Annotated in this window: 15 protein-coding genes; 8 read left to right on the forward strand and 7 right to left on the reverse strand. The window is 62.3% G+C overall.

Features of this window, described 5'->3' with window-relative positions:
- Positions 1-347 precede the first annotated feature (347 nt).
- Positions 348-1,316: a 4-hydroxy-3-methylbut-2-enyl diphosphate reductase gene (locus CKV91_RS04380; protein WP_036957933.1), complete on the forward strand. Its 969-nt coding sequence runs from the start codon at positions 348-350 to the stop codon at positions 1,314-1,316.
- A gap of 142 nt (positions 1,317-1,458) precedes the next feature.
- Here CKV91_RS04380 and CKV91_RS04385 read toward each other — a convergent pair whose 3' ends face one another.
- Positions 1,459-2,661 carry a DNA recombination protein RmuC gene (locus tag CKV91_RS04385; RefSeq protein ID WP_065861014.1) on the reverse strand — a complete coding sequence of 401 codons (1,203 nt, stop codon included), beginning with the start codon at positions 2,659-2,661 and terminating at the stop codon, positions 1,459-1,461.
- A gap of 104 nt (positions 2,662-2,765) precedes the next feature.
- Between CKV91_RS04385 and CKV91_RS04390 the strand changes: the two genes are divergently transcribed.
- The 4 genes from CKV91_RS04390 to CKV91_RS04405 all read left to right on the forward strand — a co-directional run bounded on the left by CKV91_RS04390 (position 2,766) and on the right by CKV91_RS04405 (position 6,700).
- Complete coding sequence (locus CKV91_RS04390; protein ID WP_065861015.1) at positions 2,766-4,055, forward strand: M18 family aminopeptidase; 1,290 nt, start codon at positions 2,766-2,768, stop codon at positions 4,053-4,055.
- A 55-nt stretch (positions 4,056-4,110) separates the two neighbouring features.
- The gene (ychF, locus tag CKV91_RS04395) at positions 4,111-5,184 is read left to right on the forward strand and encodes a redox-regulated ATPase YchF (RefSeq protein ID WP_065861016.1); all 1,074 of its coding nucleotides are present in this window, start codon (positions 4,111-4,113) and stop codon (positions 5,182-5,184) included.
- A gap of 551 nt (positions 5,185-5,735) precedes the next feature.
- Positions 5,736-5,870 carry an NAD(P)-binding protein gene (locus tag CKV91_RS10070; protein WP_197691363.1) on the forward strand — a complete coding sequence of 45 codons (135 nt, stop codon included), beginning with the start codon at positions 5,736-5,738 and terminating at the stop codon, positions 5,868-5,870.
- 44 nt (positions 5,871-5,914) lie between these two features.
- Complete coding sequence (locus tag CKV91_RS04405) at positions 5,915-6,700, forward strand: NAD(P)-binding domain-containing protein (protein WP_197691364.1); 786 nt, start codon at positions 5,915-5,917, stop codon at positions 6,698-6,700.
- 22 nt (positions 6,701-6,722) lie between these two features.
- Here CKV91_RS04405 and CKV91_RS04410 read toward each other — a convergent pair whose 3' ends face one another.
- Positions 6,723-8,615 (reverse strand): heavy metal translocating P-type ATPase, encoded by a 1,893-nt coding sequence (locus CKV91_RS04410; RefSeq protein ID WP_021106204.1) that lies wholly within the window; start codon positions 8,613-8,615, stop codon positions 6,723-6,725.
- Positions 8,612-8,971, reverse strand: a complete 360-nt coding sequence (gene cmtR, locus CKV91_RS04415; RefSeq protein ID WP_065861017.1) for a Cd(II)/Pb(II)-sensing metalloregulatory transcriptional regulator CmtR — start codon at positions 8,969-8,971, stop codon at positions 8,612-8,614. The genes CKV91_RS04410 and cmtR overlap by 4 nt, the downstream gene beginning before the upstream one ends.
- A 1,252-nt stretch (positions 8,972-10,223) precedes the next feature.
- Between cmtR and CKV91_RS09790 the strand changes: the two genes are divergently transcribed.
- Positions 10,224-10,394, forward strand: a complete 171-nt coding sequence (locus CKV91_RS09790; RefSeq protein WP_231933811.1) for a type 1 glutamine amidotransferase family protein — start codon at positions 10,224-10,226, stop codon at positions 10,392-10,394.
- A 1,199-nt stretch (positions 10,395-11,593) separates the two neighbouring features.
- Here the strand turns inward: CKV91_RS09790 and CKV91_RS04440 are convergent.
- On the reverse strand, positions 11,594-12,718 hold the full coding sequence (locus tag CKV91_RS04440; RefSeq protein ID WP_021106201.1) for a Fic family protein: 1,125 nt from the start codon (positions 12,716-12,718) through the stop codon (positions 11,594-11,596).
- A 325-nt stretch (positions 12,719-13,043) separates the two neighbouring features.
- Between CKV91_RS04440 and CKV91_RS04445 the strand changes: the two genes are divergently transcribed.
- Together CKV91_RS04445 and CKV91_RS04450 are read left to right on the forward strand one after the other, a co-directional pair.
- A complete protein-coding gene (locus CKV91_RS04445; protein WP_021104565.1) occupies positions 13,044-13,472 on the forward strand; it encodes an organic hydroperoxide resistance protein in 429 nt (142 codons plus the stop codon).
- A 106-nt stretch (positions 13,473-13,578) separates the two neighbouring features.
- Entirely contained in the window at positions 13,579-14,262 is a 684-nt protein-coding gene (locus tag CKV91_RS04450; protein WP_021104564.1) for a type 1 glutamine amidotransferase domain-containing protein, read from the forward strand.
- Between the two features lie 356 nt (positions 14,263-14,618).
- Here the strand turns inward: CKV91_RS04450 and CKV91_RS04455 are convergent, their stop codons facing one another.
- The 3 genes from CKV91_RS04455 to CKV91_RS04465 form a co-directional block, all read right to left on the reverse strand.
- Positions 14,619-15,959, reverse strand: coding sequence for an ATP-binding protein (locus CKV91_RS04455; protein ID WP_231933812.1), 1,341 nt, complete (start codon positions 15,957-15,959; stop codon positions 14,619-14,621).
- Positions 15,960-16,209: 250 nt separating this feature from the next.
- Positions 16,210-16,338, reverse strand: a complete 129-nt coding sequence (locus CKV91_RS10075; RefSeq protein WP_084204852.1) for a helix-turn-helix domain-containing protein — start codon at positions 16,336-16,338, stop codon at positions 16,210-16,212.
- Positions 16,339-16,350: 12 nt separating this feature from the next.
- Positions 16,351-16,755: a DoxX family protein gene (locus CKV91_RS04465; RefSeq protein WP_065861000.1), complete on the reverse strand. Its 405-nt coding sequence runs from the start codon at positions 16,753-16,755 to the stop codon at positions 16,351-16,353.
- Positions 16,756-16,758 lie beyond the last annotated feature (3 nt).

Genomic DNA, 16,758 nt, shown 5'->3' on the forward strand with positions numbered 1-16,758 from the left:
AGTGCGCCAGTGATCCTCGCCGGTCCCGTTCCATGGATGTCAGGCCACCAGTCCGGCGGACCCATCCGAGCTCGTGCGCCGTCCTCCGCACGCATAGATGTCAAAACGGGGATGCCAGTGGCCGCCGGGGCCACGCCCCACCCCATCCCACGGGTGCCAAGGAGCGTACGGGTGCCCTGGAATCAGCGGCCGACCACCCTTGGACGGAGCGGGGAGTCTGTTGGTGAGGGCAGGCAGTGAGAAATGTCGTGACGTGAAGCCGTATGACGTGATGTGCCCGGCTCAGCTGCGCGTGAACCATCGTTGGGGTGCCTGGTGGTCTGGTGTGGCCTCGTAAACTTGGGGTCATGGCTCACTCTGAGAAGACGCTTCTGCTCGCGGCACCGCGTGGATACTGCGCTGGTGTGGACCGGGCGGTCGTCACCGTCGAACGTGCCCTGCAGGCGTATGGCGAACCGGTGTACGTGCGTAAACAGATCGTCCACAACAAGCACGTCGTGGAGAACCTGGAGGAGCGTGGCGCCGTCTTCGTCGACGACCTCGACCAGGTTCCGGACGGCTCATTGGTGATCTTCTCGGCACACGGCGTCTCCCCGCAGGTGCAGCAGGAGGCCAAACGACGCGGCCTGCGCACCATCGACGCCACCTGCCCGCTGGTCACCAAGGTGCATCACGAGGCACGACGGTTCGCCCAGGATGGTACGAGGATTCTGCTCATCGGCCATGCCGGCCACGAGGAGGTGGAGGGCACCACGGGTGAGGCACCCGACCACATCACCCTGGTCCAGACCCCTGAGGACGTCGACGCCCTGAGCATGGACCCCGACGAGCCGATCGCCTGGCTCTCCCAGACCACCCTCAGCGTCGACGAGACGAGTGAGACGGTGCAGCGGATCCGCAAGGTGCACCCCCATCTCATCGACCCACCCTCCGACGACATCTGCTACGCCACCCAGAATCGGCAGCACGCCGTCAAGCAGATGGCACCCAAGTGTGACCTGGTCATCGTCGTCGGGTCACAGAACTCCTCCAACACCGGCCGTCTCGTCGAGGTCGCCGTGGAGTCCGGGGCCGGGGCGGCGTATCGCGTCGACAATGCCTCCGAGATCGATTCCGCGTGGTTGCAGGACGTTGCCACCGTCGGCGTCACCTCTGGAGCCTCGGTACCCGAGGAGTTGGTGCAGGGCGTCCTGGAACTCTTGGAGTCCCAGGGCTGGCCACCGGCGGTGGAGGAGACCCTCATCGAGGAGTCCCTGTCGTTCGCCCTGCCTCCCCAACTGCGGCAGCGACGGGTGAAGTCTGCCCAGACTGAGTGAACCAGAACGACGTGAGCGTCCAGTCGACAAATCCCGGGGCTCAGACGTTCCGGCACGGCCCCGGGCAGCCCAGCCTCGCCCGGGACAGTTCAGCCTCGCCACCTGCCACCAGAGACTCCAGCATGAGCGCACTCACATGTCCTCAGGACTGCTTGCTGCGATCGGTGAACGCAGGGTCGGTGAATTCCGGGGCGGTCAGTGGCCGGGTGGTTGACGTCACTGGCTGGGTGGCTGGCAGCGTCTCCCGAGTCGCCTGGACGTCCTCGAACTTGCGTGCACTGACCATCACCCGCGACTCCAGGGAACCCACCAGCGAGTTGTATGCCTCCACGCTGCCCGTGAGCGACTTGCCCATCTTCGTCAGATGATCGGCCACAGTGCCCAGTCGGGCGTGCAGCTGGCGTCCCAGCTCGGCAATCTCGGTGGCCGACTCCACGATCGACTCCTGGCGCCATGCCAGGGCAATGACGCGCAGCATGGGGATGAGGATCGAGGGGCTCGCCAGGACGATGTCCTTGCTGGCGGCGTACTCGTGCAGGCTCGGGTCGTTGCTCAGCGCTGCCTGCAGCAGGGCGTCGGAGGGCAGGAAGAGGACGACGAACTGTGGGGAGGTCACGTCGGTCGCCCAGTACTTCTTGCTCGAGAGCTGCGCGATGTGGGTGCGCACGTGGGAGACGAACCGGCCCAGCTGCTCCCGCTGCAACTGCGGATCGTCGGTGGCGGCAGCGTCGAGGAAAGCCTCCAGTGGCGTCTTCGCGTCGATGTGGACGCACCGATTCCCGGCCAGGTACACCGTCATGTCCGGGCGTTGCGCCGTGCCGTTGGCGGTGGTCGTCGACTGGGTGCGGAAGTCGCAGTGGTCGAGCATCCCGGCCAGTTCCGCGATCCGCTGCAGCTGCATCTCACCCCACGCACCCCGTACCTGGGGCCGGCGCAGCGCAGTGGACAGCGACGCCGTCTCCTTGCGCAGCGACTCGTTGAGGTTACGCATCCCGGCGATCTGCTCCTTGAGCGAGGCCGACGACTCGGTGCGTTCCTTCTCCACGGCGAGCAGACGCTGGTCCAGTTGGCGCAGTGCCTGGGAGACGGGATCCATCATGCGCTGCGCCGAGGCGAGGGTCTGGGAGGCGGTGTGTTCGGCGGTGCGCTGCTGGGTGGCGGCAGCCTCGGTGGAGAGTGCGCGAAATTGTTGACTCAACGCCTCATTGGCACGTTCCAACTCGGCCTGGTGCTCCATACGTTGACGGTGCGCGTCACCGGCAGCCACGCGGCTGGCCAGCAGCCACCCCACGGCCAGTCCACACACCAGGGCCAGGATGATGGCCACAATCGTCGTCGTGTTCATGGCTCCATTGTCGTGTAAGGGTGTGACATTTTTTCCTCACACTCTCTGGCCTTGTCAGAGCCGTGTTCGATGACGCTGGCCAACTGTGCTGGTTAAATGAAGGCATGGCCAGCACCGAAGCTCCACAGGAATTCGCCGATCACATCGCCGACACGATCCGGTTCGTTGAGGCGTCCCCCACCTCCTACCATGCCGCCGCCGAGCTGGCGCGCAGGCTTCAGGATGCCGGGTTCACGCGTATGGACGAGACCGAGCCCTGGCCCGAGGTGGCAGGCCGGCGGTTCGTCGTGCGCGACGGGGCCGTCATGGCGTGGATCACCCCGCAGAACGTCGGTGACAAGGCAGGATTCCGCATCGTCGGGTCGCACACCGACTCGCCGAGTTTCAAACTCAAGCCCCACTCGACCACGACCAACGCCGGTTGGCAGCAGGTGGGCATGGAGGTCTACGGTGGCGGTCTGCTCAACTCCTGGCTGGATCGTGATCTCGGCCTCGCCGGTCGGCTGGTGGCGAACGACGGCACCGTCCATCTGGTGCGCACCGGTCCGATCCTGCGCATCAGCCAGCTCGCCCCACACCTTGATCGCAGCGTCAACGATGATCTCAAGCTCGATCGGCAGAAACACCTGTTGCCGATCCTCTCGGTGGCCAATCCCGATCTGGACGCCGAGGAGCTGCTGTGCGAGGCTGCGTCGATCAGCCACGACGATCTCGCGTTCTTCGACGTCTTCGCCCATCTCACCCAGTCACCAGCCGTCATCGGGGCACGAGGAGAGTTCCTCGCCAGCCAGCGCATGGACAACCTGTCGTCGGTGCACTCCTCGATTGCGGCATTCACGCATGTCGCGCCGCGTGGCGACGTTGCCGTCATGGCGTGTTTCGACCACGAGGAGGTGGGCTCTTCGACTCGCTCGGGGGCCTGCGGACCGTTCCTGGAGGACGTGTTGGTGCGCATTGCCGAGGGGCTGGGTCACACCGGGGCGCAGTATCGGGCGATGCTGGCACGATCCTCGTGCATCTCCGCCGATGCCGGCCACGGCGTCCATCCCAATTACGTGGAGAAGTTCGATCCGAACAACCATCCGCTGCTCAACGCCGGCCCGCTGCTCAAGATCAACGCGAATCAGCGGTATGCCAGTGATGCGGTCGGTGGGGCACTGTGGAGGCGAGTCTGCCGGGCGGCAGAGGTACCCACCCAGGATTTCGTCTCCAGCAATGCGGTGCCCTGTGGCACGACGATCGGTCCACTCACCGCCACTCGACTGGGGATCGTCACGGTGGATGTCGGTGTGCCGCTGCTGTCCATGCACTCCAGCCGGGAACTGGCCGGTACCGCCGATCTTGCGTACCTGTCGCGGGCGCTGAAGGCATACTGGAACGAATCCATGAACTGAAACCGCGGCCCGGGAAACCACGGCCGGAGAACTCGAGAGACTAAGATAGGTAGACGTGTCACTCACCATTGGAATCGTCGGTCTTCCCAACGCCGGCAAGTCAACCCTGTTCAACGCGCTGACTCGCAATGACGTGTTGGCGGCCAATTATCCGTTCGCGACGATCGAGCCCAACGTCGGTGTCGTGGGGGTGCCGGACCAGCGGCTCGACGTGCTGTCAAAGATGTTCGACTCGGCCAAGACGGTGCAGGCGACCGTCTCGTTCGTCGACATTGCCGGCATCGTCAAGGGTGCCAGCCAGGGCGAGGGGATGGGCAACGAGTTCCTCTCCAACATCCGGGAGGCCGACGCCATCTGCCAGGTGACCAGGTGCTTTGCCGACGACGACGTCACTCACGTCAACGGCCACGTTGACGCTGCCGATGACATCGAGACCATCACCACCGAGCTGGTGCTCGCCGACCTGCAGACGATGGAGAAGCAGCTGCCCAAGCTTGCCAAGGAGGCGGCGATCAAGAAGGAGTCCCGCCCCAAGCTCGCGGCCTGGCAGGAGGCCCAAAAGGTGCTCGAGGAGGGCCGCACGATCTATTCGGTCGGCCTGGACCCCGAACCCCTGCACGACCTGTTCCTGCTCACGACCAAACCGTTCATCTACGTCTTCAACTGCGATCAGGACCAGCTGGCCGACGAGGCGTTCCAGACGAGGATGTCGGAGCTCGTGGCACCTGCGGAGGCCATCTTCCTCGATGCCGGGTTCGAGGCCGAACTCGCCGAGATGGAGCCCGAGGACGCCGAGGAGTTCCTTGCCGACGCCGGTATCGAGGAGCCGGGCCTGGACAAGCTGGCCCGCGTCGGATTCGACACCCTGGGACTGCAGACCTTCCTCACCGCGGGGGAGAAGGAGTCGCGCGCCTGGACGATCCACAAGGGCGACACTGCTCCCGAGGCCGCCGGCGTCATCCACACCGACTTTCAGAAGGGGTTCATCAAGGCCCAGGTGGTCTCGTTCGACGACCTCGTCGAGTACGGCGGAGAGAAGGAGGCCCAAGCAGCCGGAAAGTTGCGCCTGGAAGGCAAGGACTACGTCATGGCCGATGGGGACGTGGTGGAGTTCAGGTTTAACGTGTAACGAGGGTTAATGACGCTTCGCGTTATTGGGGGTAGGTTGAAGCGCGGTCCAGCCGTTCGCCGACAAGGACGCTGAACGATTGTGGAATCGAGAGCGAGGTGGAGATTGTTGACTACCACTGCCAAGCTCCCCCCTGTACATCCGGGGGAGATCCTCATGGAAGATTGTCTCTGGGAGATGGACATTACCCAGCACAAGCTCGCTGTCTCTATCGGCGTTCTCCCTCGCAGGATCAACGAGATCGTTCATTGAAATCGTGCGATTGCTGCTGACACTGCTGACCTTTCAATCGCGGGCATGAGTGCGAGCGAGGGACTCACAGTCGATCCAGCTTGCCGGCCCGCTGGATAAGGGTAAGGGTAAGCTCGTGGAACTGAAAACGTGCATCGCTGAACAACTGCGAGATGGTGGCATGCGCGTGAAACCGACCACTCCCGATGGGGAGGTCGCCGAGACATAACTGGGTGGGCATTTGCCCGATGAGGGGAGAAGCGACACTGAGCGGCGCTTCCGGGAGACTATGGAGGGATGATCGATTGGCTGAGCATCACATGGCGATCGTCGTCGGTGGTGGCCAGTCCGGCCTAGCTACGGCATACTACCTTCGGCGTCTCAAGGTAGATTTTCTCGTTTTGGATAACCAGGAGGCCCCGGCGGAGCGTGGTTGCACGCGTGGCCTTCACTGACGCTTTTCTCCGCCGCGGCGTTTTCCAACCTGCCCGGCTGGCCTATGCCGCAGTACCCGGGGTACCCGCCGGCAAGCCATGTCATCGACTACCTCGAACACTACGAACGACGGTACGACCTCCCGGTTAGGCGCCCAGTGCACGTGCGCAGCGTGTCCCACGACGGAGGGATGTTCTTCCTAGATTCGACCGTCGGCCAATTCACAGCGGACCACGTTGTCGCGGCCACCGGCACGTGGTCCGCGCCCTTCGTGCCCCACTATCCCGGCACCTTCCGCGGCCGCCAGTGGCACTCGTCGACCTACCCCGGCCCCGAACCATTCCGCGGCGCGAAGGTCGCGGTGGTCGGCGGGGCGAACTCGGGGGCCCAGATCGCCGCGGACCTCCTCGTGACGTCGGAGGTCACATGGTTCACGCTTGAGCGGCCGCGCTGGATGCCTGATGATGTCGATGGCCGCGATCTCTTTCTCCGCAGCCGCCGCCGGATTCTCGGTGGCGATTCCGGCCCGAACCTCGGGGACATTGTCGCGCTTCCTCATCTCCGTGAGCTCCGCGATTCCGGCCCGCTCAGCGCTACCCCCATCTTCGATAGTTTGAGCGAGCTCGACCACGACCATCTGATCTGGTGCACTGGTTTCCGTCCGGCCCTCGGCCCATTCCGCCACCTCATGCGTGGCCGCGAACCCGCGGTGAAGAATCTGTATCTCGTCGGCTACGGCAACTGGACCGGCGACGGCTCGGCAACCCTGATGGGTGTCGGGCCCTTTGCCAAACACACTGCCCGGGTAGTCGCGGGCCGTGTCGATGAAGCACGGCAGCACGAGTTTTGAAATGGCGCCAACGTAACTCGACTCAGCGCTTCGCTTGCGCAGCCCGCAGGCCGTTCAAAATCACGATGACTTCGGCGACCTCGTGAACCAACACGACGGCGGCCAGGCCCAGCACGCCGCTGATCGCCAGCGGCATCAACACGATGATGATGGCCAGAGACAGCACGATGTTCTGGTTGATGATCCTGCTGCCTCGGCGGGCGTGCTGCAGCGCCTGCGGGATCAGCCGGAGGTCGTGGCCGGTGAAGGCGACGTCAGCGGACTCGATCGCGGCGTCAGAACCGGTCGCTCCCATCGCGATGCCCACCGTCGCGCCCGCCAATGCCGGAGCGTCGTTGATGCCGTCGCCGATCATCGCCGTCGGCGTCTTGGAGGAGAGTTCGGCGACGATGCTTGCCTTGTCCTCTGGGCGCAGCTCGGCGCGCACGTCGTCGATTCCGGCGATTGCAGCCAGCGCCCGGGCGGTGCGAGTGTTGTCGCCGGTGAGCATGCTCACTTCCACGCCGTTGGCGTGCAGGGTCTGCACGGCTTCGGGTACCTCGGGCCGCAGCTCGTCGCGGACCCCGATCGCCCCGGCTAGGGCGCCATCGACGGTGACCAAGACGCAGGTCTGGCCCTCGGACTCCATGCGCTCAACGTCTGCCTTCAGTGGCCCGGCATCGATCCACCGGGGGCTGCCCACCAGCACCCGTCGGCCTTCGACGGTGCCGCCGATGCCGTGTCCGGCTTCCTCGCTGATGTCTAGGGCGGCGGGTGCTTCGGGCCCCGCTGCCGCGATCGCCGCGGCGAGAGGGTGCGTCGACTGCTGCTCAACTGCTGCCGCGAAGGCAAGCACCTGCGCCCGATCGAATCCGTCTGCCGGGACCACGCCGGTAACCTCGGGCTGGTTGCCAGTGAGGGTTCCGGTCTTGTCCACCGCCAGGTGACGGATGCCGCCGAGCCGCTCGAACGCCGCGCCGGACTTGATGACCACGCCAAACTGGCTGGCCGCGCCGATCGCGGCCACGACCGTCAGCGGCACGGAGATTGCTAGCGCGCACGGCGACGCTGCGACCAGAACCACCACCGCACGCGTGATCCACGTCTCGGGGTCGCCCAGCAGCGAGCCGATCACGCCGACCAGCACTGCCAGGATCATCACTCCGGGCACTAGGGGTTGGGCAATCCGGTCGGCGATCCGGGCGCGGTCGCCCTTTTCCGCCTGCGCCTGCTCGACCAGGTCCACGAGTGTGGTCAGTGAGTTGTCCGTTCCAGCTGCGGTCGTTTCGACCTCCAGCGCACCGGCGGAGTTGATCGCTCCCGCGGGGACCTCGTCGCCGGGCGCGACCTCCTCCGGAATGGATTCTCCGGTGATCGCTGAGGTGTCAAGGCTGGAGCGCCCAGACCGAATGATGCCGTCCGTGGCGATCCGCTCCCCGGGGCGCACGAGCATCAGCTCACCAGCCACGAGGTCCTTCGCTGCGACCTCGACCGCCGTGCCGTCGCGTAGCACCGTCGCGGTCTGCGGTACCAACTTCAACAGTGCCCGCAGTCCGCCCTGGGCCCGGTCCATCGCCTTGTCTTCCAGTGCCTCGACGATCGAGTATAGGAACGCTAGCGCCGCGGCCTCTCCGACGAAGCCGAGGATCACCGCGCCAACCGCGCTGATCGTCATCAGCAGGCCAATGCCGAGCTTGCGCTTCGTGACAAGGTTCCGGATCGCTCCAGGCGCGAACGTGTATGCGCCCAACAGCAGGCCGACCCAGAACAGTACTGTCGCGGGTGTCTCCAGTCCGGACCAGTCCAACGCCAGGCCTATGCAGAGGGCTACGCCGGAGAAGATCGGCAGTAGCAACTCGGGGTCCTTCCACCATGGCCGATCGAGCTCTTCGATCTCCGTGGCGGGTTCGTGTTCGCACCCACACGCCGAGCTCATGCGTCCGCTCCCCTCTCGCCGCAGCCGGGCACCGAACACTCAGGGTCGATGCAGGGGGCGTTTTCGTCGACAGCCAACTTCGCGTTCACCAGCGCGTCGAGCGCTGCCGCGAGGTGCGGATCGGCGATTTCGTAGCGGGTCTTGCGGCCCTCTGGCTCGGCGACGACGATGCCGCAGTCGCGCAGGCAGGTCAGGTGGTTCGAGACGTTCGAGCGGGTCAGATTCAAGCTGTCCGAGAGCACGGCCGGGTAGCTCGGGCCGTCGAGTAGGGTCATCAGGATTCTGGAACGCGTCGGATCCGCCATGGCCCGGCCGAGCCGGTTCATGACGTCGAGGCGTGAAGCAGTGGTCAGCATGTGCTGAACTATACATCATTCACTGAACTATTCAACACGCACTGAACTGACATTGGAGCGAAGAGCTTGCGACCTGCGGGAATTAGTCGATGAGATAGCCGGTAACTGGGCCTTCGCGGTTCGGCAGCCAACCCAACGCGGGGGCGACGTGCGTGGCGAAGCTGTCCAAGATCTTCACGTTGACGTCCACGCCCATCCCGGTGGGGATGGTGTTAACGAGAAAGTAACTGTGCAACGAGATACCGTGGAGTTCAGGTTCAACGTGTAGCTCTGGTCTGACATGGTGGGTGCACGACTCTCTTTCGGTAACGGGTACCAGGCTGAAGGACATCAACCATCGGCGCCGCCGCGCATATCGACGATCTGGCAATGGGCATCTGGATTGTCGGATTCGACAGTGCTGTAGTTGTGTGTGGCATGGCTGGGATCCGCTCTGGGATACCGTTGTCAGCAGTATCTGAAGGATATGACGTGTATGTAAGCAATCTGTGTACGTGACCGGGGCATCGATAAAAGGGATTTGTACGAGAGCCTTTACAGGCGGTGTTGACTGGTTGGCGTTGTGTGTGGGCAAAGCGGTCTGAACTGCTCGCCACGCGCGGAGACGAGCACCTTAACAGTCCTGGGGCTCACCAGGCGGTATGGGCGATCCCGGATCTGGGTGAGGGTGTGGTGGGCCGGGGTTGTGGGGATATCGACTTTCAAATATGAAAAGATGAGGATGAAAGAATACCGCACCGCCCATGGTTAGGACTCGTCGTGTCTCGCATTGTCGCTTTTTTAGTGCTACCAATGATCAATACACGCATAAGGACTTCTCTTGTAGACGCAGTTTACAAATAATCATAGGCTATTTATATTGGTCTTTTCTGCAGCTCTTCCGCTTCTCATGGCGGCTTGGAAGAGTTCAGTCCATCAGTGAATCCTGAAGAGCAAAGACTCATGAAATTGCACAGGACTGGGCTGTCATTCATCGTCGGAATGAACGCGATGATGCAAGGGTTAGACAATGAAATATTGATGTTGTAATTGGTGGGGAATGCCTGGGGCAGTGGGAAAATCAGAGTGCATGCGTGAGTACTCTTTCGATGATCAATAATGCGTGAAATGTGCGAATTGACTGCTTGGGAAGACGAAAACTTCTCGATGTCTTTGACCCGGTTGAACTGTGGGTCGATTGTCTGACCGGTAAGAGGTGACCTTCAGCGTGGTCGACCTTGGTCTGATTCGCAGCAATCAGGGAGCGGCGGTCATGACCACTGAGGATATGGATGGCTCCGCCGGTCGCAACATCGTCCTGATCCCCGGTGGAATGGAGACGCGATCCTTGGTCGACGATCACGCCTTCCTGACCCGGCTGAGTGAATGGGCTGCTCCTGCGTCCATCATTTCGTCGGTGTGCCCGGCGCCGCCCCAGCGATAAACCGGGTTAATCTGAAATGGAGCACACACCGCTGACGCTGATGTAACCCGGTCGAGTTGAGGGTCAACGTGTAGCTCCCGTTTTGGTGTGACGCGTCTTGGCGATGGTTGACATGAGATTGTGCCCAACCCTCAAGGGCGAAATGGCTGAGCATGACCTCGTCGACGGGGTTGGGCAAACGACGATGCTGCCATCGCAGCAGCCACTGTGCTGGCGGCAACGTTTGAGGATGACCCGAATCACATCGTTGCAGCCACCGCGCTGGACCTTGACGGGAACGTCCATGTCGGTGTTGGCAGCCATCGCGTCATCAATGACGGTCCGTGTGCAGAACTCGTAGTACTGGGGATAGCCGGCCAGTACACATGCGGATTAGTTGGCGACGGTGGTTGCAGTCGGCGATGGATGCCGTGGCGTGGTCCCTTCCTGCGGGAAGTGTAGTCAGGTCAAGCTGGACCAGCATCCCGACATCTGTGTCTTGGTTCCCATCAAGTCCGTCTCGATACGAGAGTTGCTGCCTACTCCTACGTTCAACCCGATGAGGCTCACGCACGGTTCGTGTGTTTCAACCGGTTTGGGATCCGGACTACCGGAACAGCCTGAGTGGTCACTATCCAGATATGTCCGCTGATCCGAAGCTCACGGAGGTGCGCTTCCACATCTGGTGGGACGCGATTTTCCCTGCTCCACCAATCCAAAAGATGTGGAAGCTCAGGTGGGTCTGATCTGGCGTCTGACGTATTACGTTGCACACTTGTCTCGTGATCTTCCCTCGTTGACCATCGCCAGGTGGTGCGACATGGAGGACAAGATTGCGCTGATCGCTCCTGGGGGAGTCTTCATGGCGGAGTTTCTGGAGCCGGCATCACACAGACAAGCGTGCCGTTCCGGTCGGTGTCTCACCGCGTCGTATCAACAAGATCGTGCACGGGGCTCGGTGCATCACGCAGACATCGCGCTGTGGCTGGGGGTGTTTCTTCGGCATGGGTGTGCAGTTCTGGATCGATCTCCAGTCGCATTACGACGTGGAAGATCGAGACGGACGCACTGCGCGGGATGCTGGGCAAGGCACTTCGCTGGTGATCGCGTCGGGAGGACTGATGGGTCACTACGGCCAGTCATATCTTTCGACGATGACACGACGGGGTCGACGTCAGGTGGGTAGCTGCGGTCGGGTGACTGGATCCAGATCGGATGTCTCACTCGGGAAGTGGTGTGTGGAACAGCGTCTGCAGCAGACGATTGTTGATGAATACGACGTTTCGCCCCACGCGTTCCTTGCTGATGAGACCGGAATCGGCGAGATCCGTCAGCCAATGGGCTGCCGTCTGCCGCTTGGCCAGACCAGCTTCCACGATGTTGTCGATTCGCAGGTAGGGCTGGCTGAACATCATGCGCGCGAGTGAGGCGGCGGGCAGCTTGGAGTTGTGATCGCGGATCTGTTGTTCCATCTCGACGCGCATCTGATCGGTCTTCTCGACAAGGTCGAGTGTCCATTGGGCAGTCGACTCCACTCCGGAGAGCATGAAGAGAATCCACGGTTCCCACTCGTTGTTCCGTGTGACGGCGTTGAGACGTTCGTAGTAGGTGTCCTTGTGACGTACGATGTGCCCCGAGAGATAGAGGATCGGAAGCCGCAGCAATTCGGTCTGAATCAGGATCAGCATGTTGAGGATGCGCCCCGTGCGACCGTTGCCGTCGAAGAAGGGGTGGATGGCCTCGAACTGGTAGTGGGCAAGTGCCATGACGACGAGAGGGTCGAGTCCGTGGTCGCCGTTGATGAAGCGCTCCCATGCTGAGAGATGATCGAGGATGACGTCCCTTCCCTCCGGCGGAGTGTAGATGCGTCGACCGGTCGTTGGGTTGCCGATGTAGGTGCCGGGCTGATCGCGAATGTTTGCAGGACTGGCTTGGATGTGTGAGCACACGTTGATGGCCGTTTGGGTGGTGACGGGGCGAGAATCGAGTGATTCGTAGCCGACGTGGAGGGCCTCACGGTAGCGGAGAGCTTCCTTCACCTGTGGGGTCAGGTTGGGTAGTGTGCCATTCGCGGCTTTGAACAACTCGTCGTTTGTGGTCACGATGTTCTCGATCTCGCTGGAGGCCTGGGCCTCCATCAGGGGGATCAGGTTGATGAGCATCGTGGGATCGGGCAGGCGCTTGTATGCTCCGTCCAAGCGGGCCAGCGCACGGCTGGCGGTGATGGTCGCCTTCAGGACGGTGGGTGTCTCGACTCTCCCTGGCGGGGGTAGCCGAGGGAGGTCCTGATAGGGCTGATCCGGGATCGGCAACATGGTGACAGCGTAACCATGTTTCAGAAACATGTCGATGGATCGCGGAGATTTCGACACGTTTCAAGGATGTGGTGATGACATCGACATATGTCGGCTGAATCGCTGAGGGGCTCCCGTGCGGATGAGGCAGGAGATTGGTTGCCTCGTGGCGGTGCCCGACTCGCTCGGAGCCATGGGCAGCAGGGCAATGGAGCACGTCCTGAGTGCCCAGCTTGTTCAGAGACAGGATGGGTGCTCCTGTGTGCCTCACGCTCTGCACGAAAAGATTGAGCACAACCTAATGGCGAGCTACGTTTCTTGTGTTGTTGCCCGACACGAGCGGCAACACACATCCCACAACATGCAAGGAGACACCATGATTGAGATCGAGCCCATCTACACCACCGAAGCCATTGCCACCGGTGCCGGCCGCGATGGCCACGTCCAGAGCTCCGACGGGCGCGTGGTCGAGGATCTGGCCGTTCCCGTCGAAATGGGCGGTGATGGCAAGGGAACGAACCCCGAGCAGCTGTTTGCCGCTGGCTATGCCGCATGCTTCCACTCCGCCCTGCAGCTGGTCGCCCGCAAGGCGAGGAAGGACCTCGGCGACTCCTCGGTGGGTGCGCGAGTCTCGATCGGTCGTGCTGGGGAGGGTTTCGGTCTCGCCGTCACTCTCGAGGTCGTCATCCCGAACCTGCCGCATGACGAGGCCCAACAGCTCGCCGACAAGGCCCACCAGGTGTGCCCCTACTCCAATGCCACCCGGGGCAACATTCGTGTCGACGTCACCGTCGTCGACGACTGATCGTTCCACAGCGCTCCCCAGGTAGTCCAAGCTGCCGTAGTGGGCGTCACCACTGCTGTGCCGCTCGTGAGTACCACCGCACGAAACACCGAAAGGAGTACACACCATGTCTCGAATCCTCATGATCCTCACCTCCCACGACCAGCTGGGCGACACCGGCAAGAAGACCGGTTTCTGGCTCGAGGAGTTCGCCTCTCCCTATTACGTGTTCCGCGACGCCGGTCACGACGTCACCCTTGCCTCACCGAAGGGTGGCCAGCCGCCGATCGACCCGACCAGCTCGCAGCCGCAGATGCAGACCGACGCCACCCGTCGTTTCAATGACGACGAGCAGGCCAAGGCCGCCATGGCAGCCACCGTCCCGCTCTCCCAGGTCGACGTCACCGAGTTCGACGCCGTCTTCTACCCCGGTGGGCACGGTCCGCTGTGGGACCTGGCGAACGACTCCACGTCGCAGCAGATCATCCTGGACAGCGACGCCGCCGGACGACCGCTGGGCTTGGTGTGCCACGCCCCCGGTGTGCTGCACACCCTCACCAAGGAGGACGGAACATCGTTCGTCGTTGGACGATCGGTGGCCGGGTTCTCCAACAGCGAGGAGGAGGCCGCCGGCCTGACCGACGTCGTTCCGTTCCTCGTTGAGGACTCCCTCAAGGAAGCCGGCGCCCAGTACAGCAAGGGCCCTGACGGCGACAGCTACGTCGTCACCGACAAGAAGCTCGTCACAGGTCAGAATCCCGCCTCGTCGGCTGCCGCGGCCCAGCGACTGCTCGACCTGATGGCTCACTGACACCTTCGGTTCACCGAACAACTCGCCCCGCAGGACGGTACCCAGCGCCGCTCTGCGGGGCGAGCTCCATGCTGAGGCATGGACCCTCACCGTAATGACTCGGCGGGCGTCGCTGTGTGGAAATCTCGGTCGTGACGACTCGAAGGAGTTGAGGCGAACATCTACTGTAACATTGTTTCAGTGCTTTTCAGTTGGGTTGCTGGGAGGGTGTCGGTGTCGTCGTGTTTCTGTTGTAGTCCCAGTTGGCTAGGGGTGTTGCTGGTTCTGGGTGTGAGTTGCAGGTGGGCTGCAATGTGTGCAGGGGGTTACTGGAACGTCTACTGAAACATGTACTGCAACATTGGTGTTTCAGTTGGTTACAGTAGGTGCCATGAGGCTCGGGGGTCTCGGTCGGAGGTGCCTTCCCAGCGGACGAGTCCGGCTTGTGCCAGGGAGTGCAGGGCGCGGCCTGCTGTTGGGCGGGCGATGCCGGTCAGCTCGGCGATCTGACCAGTGCCCAGTGGCTTGTTCTGCAGGCGGAGGGTGTCGAGAACATTGCGGGCGCTTTGGGTGAGGCCGGCAAGGGTCTTGGGATCGATCGCATCGGTGGCTTTGAGGGTCAATGTGACAGAGGAGGCACTCTGTCTATAAATGGGCTTCGCAAGGCCCCGGCGCTGCATTTCGTGGAAGATACGCTTGATTCCCTCACCAAGTTCTCTCGTGATGCCCATGTCGGCGCACACGCGTGCTATGCGTGGATTGCGCGCATAGCGGGAGATTGCCAACGGATTGTTCGTATCAACCACTCCGGGGAAACGCCCTGGGGAGGTGATCTCAATCCGATGGGGGAAGATTTCGACGCGAGTATGGTCGCCCATCATGCTGTATGAGCGATGGACGACTGCGTTGACCAGACCTTCCAACCATGCATCGTGTGGGAGGATCGGAACTCGCTCGAACCGTCCGGACTCGGACAGTTGCTGCCGGTGGGGGAGCATCTTTTCCACGTGTCTGCCGGCAACCGTGATCTGATCTGGAATAGGGCCCTCGACACGGACTTCGTCGACGAGGTTCATGTGGGAGCCAACTCCGCGATCATCGTCGTCGTACTTGAGAATTCTCACGTGTGCATTGGGGAAATCACGCTGTGGGCGTTCATCGAAGAGGAGTTCCGCGGCGACGGTCACCTGGCCTCGGCGGTTGATGAGGTCGCGGGCATACAGCATCTCTTGAGTGCTGGAAGATCCGATTGTTTGTCGGTAGGCCTCCATGTGGTGTTCAGACAGCTCCTTGACCTCAAGGTCGGTCGCAGTCGCCTCGAAGGTCTTGCTGCCATGGTCGTAGGCGAGTTCTTGCTGCTCGGCAAGAGAGAGTTTGCGTGATTCGTCCCCAATGCGAAGGTAGCAGTCACCGGATTGAGTGGTGTGGATGGTGTCGCCCGGCTCCACGCGGATGATCAAAATTGACGTTCCTCCGACCTCAATGCTTGAGGTGTGTGCATGTACCGGGGGAACTGTGAAGTCGATGGGTGCTTGGCGGATTGCGTTTTCAGCCTTGGCAGAGACTCCGTCGACCTCACCGTCGCGCAAGCCGATGGCCAATGTGCCACCTTCGGCATTGGCAAAGGCCACAAGTGGACGAGCAAGGTTCTTCGCAGCGATTCGACCGGACTTGCGGTCAAACCATTGGTCCTCGGGGAGCGAGATCAGTGCTGCCACGGCCTGATCTGGCGGTAGGGCAAGTGCGGCGTCGACGTCAAGGAGACTCACCCTTTTACTGTAACATTGTTTCAGTGCTTTTCAGTTGGGTTGCTGGGAGGGTGTCGGTGTCGTCGTGTTTCTGTTGTAGTTCCAGTTGGCTAGGGGTGTTGCTGGTTCTGGGTGTGAGTTGCAGGTGGGCTGCAATGTGTGCAGGGGGTTACTGGAACGTCTACTGAAACATGTACTGCAACATTGGTGTTTCAGTTGGTTACAGTAGGTGCCATGAGGCTCGGGGGTCTCGGTCGGAGGTGCCTTCCCAGCGGACGAGTCCGGCTTGTGCCAGGGAGTGCAGGGCGCGGCCCGCTGTCGGGCGGGCGATGCCGGTCAGCTCGGCGATCTGACCAGTGCCTCAGCAGTTCTGTGCCACGTCCCTAGCCTGGTGCACGAGCACGGCCTGCAGTGGCAGACGTCCCAGCGAGAGAACCTGCCACTTGGGCTCACGATCGCGCCACTGACGTGTCATCTCGAGATTTCCGGGGAAGACGGCGACGAACAGGGCAGCCGCGGCTCGCCCACCCAATCTGCGGGTGGCCGGACATGCCAGCAAGCCGGCTGTGACAAGCTCGGCCACACCAGAGCCGTACGTCCAGGCTCGCGGTTCACCGGGGATCTCGGGCGGGATGATCGAGTCGAAGGGTTCAGGTCGGACGAAGTGCATCGTTCCTGCGCTGGCGCACAGGCCAATGAGCAGGTGGGCGGTGTGACGGGCATGTCCGGCCTTGTCCGATGATTTGCGTGCGCGTGTGCAGAACATTCT

The organism is Cutibacterium granulosum (genome assembly GCF_900186975.1).
GTDB classification, from domain to species: domain Bacteria; phylum Actinomycetota; class Actinomycetes; order Propionibacteriales; family Propionibacteriaceae; genus Cutibacterium; species Cutibacterium granulosum.